This is a genomic window from Hyphomonas sp. (genome assembly GCF_040882205.1).
Taxonomy (GTDB): domain Bacteria; phylum Pseudomonadota; class Alphaproteobacteria; order Caulobacterales; family Hyphomonadaceae; genus Hyphomonas.
Window position 1 is genome coordinate 1 of the sequence record NZ_JBBEBT010000072.1, and the last position, 1,222, is coordinate 1,222.

At 66.4% G+C, this 1,222-nt stretch carries 2 pseudogenes; both read right to left on the reverse strand.

What is annotated here, in order from left to right:
* Positions 1-217 (reverse strand): annotated as a pseudogene (locus WEA77_RS03155) (nitronate monooxygenase); the annotation flags it as partial.
* 97 nt (positions 218-314) lie between these two features.
* Positions 315-1,222, reverse strand: a pseudogene (locus tag WEA77_RS03160) (hypothetical protein); the annotation flags it as partial.

Here is a 1,222-nt window from a genome sequence, read left to right on the forward strand (position 1 = left end):
GACGGTCGGGATTCTTGGCGCTGTATTCGCCGAGTTCGGTGGTGATGCGGTCCAGCCATTCGTGCAGCACCGGGCCGGGGCGCGCATTGAGCGCCGGGAAGCTGCCGACGACGCCCGCCTTGCACTGGGCGATGACCAGATCCGGCCCCGAAATGATGAAAAGCGGCGAGGCGATCACTGGGATGCGCAGGTTCTGAAGGACGGGTGGCAGGGCCATGAGGGCGTATCTCCAAGGGAAAAGTTCCGGAGCGGAACTTAGCCTTGGGGCGCCGTGTAGCAAGCCTTACGCAAGGAGAACTTACCGGTCGCGGGTGTCAGTGCATGTCCCGGCCGGCGCCGCCGGGTTTCGTGCCTTGCGCCGCGGACTTGCTGGCGAGGAGTCCGGCGATGCTGGCCGGCATATCGGCGGCGCTTTGGCGGGCATGATCTGCACCGACCTGGCCGGCGCTTGCGCTGCCTTCGGCGAATGTGCGTCCGCAGACCGAAATGAGCACGTCCCTGCCCCGGCAGGCTTTCCGGCAGGCGGCGACCGTTTTTTCCAGCGTGGTGAGCCCGCCCGTCCGGGGCATGGCGTCGGACAGGGCGACGACGATCACCGCAGGCTGGAAGGTCTGGCAATCGGTGGCCAGGGCCGAATCGCTGTCTGGAAACGCGAATTCGGTCGGCCATCCGGCATCCATGAAGGCATCGGCCATGAGGCAGGCACCGAGCATGTGCGGCTCACCCGGCGCGGCGGCAATCAGGATTTTTGCAGTGCCGGAACCGGGGTTTGCGCGGGGGCCTTCGGTGTGGCGCAGCATACGGCTGGCGAGGCGCAGGGCGCCAAGACCGATGGTGACATCGATATCCAGACAGTCGTCACTGAGCCAGGCATCTCCCAGCGCGCGGGCCGCAGGCTCCAGCAGTCCCTGGATGAGAAGGCCGGCGGGCCAACCGCGGGCGACGAAATCCTTGATGACCTGTGCAAGGGCGGCCTCGTCACCGCCGAGCGCAAGGCGCGCCACATGGGGCACCTGATCCTTCAGTCGCTCGATCGCTTGCATGTTGGTCTGCCTCGGGGGTGTATCCTTGGGCGCGCGCCGGAGAAGCTTCATGTCAGAGCCAGGGAACATGCGCCGGGGCGTCGCGGTCTGCTTGAGAACCTGAATTGAGCAAGGGCGTGGGCCGGGCCGGATCGAACTCCAGACTTCTTCCATCGCGTCGGGCGGGCCTTCCAGAGACT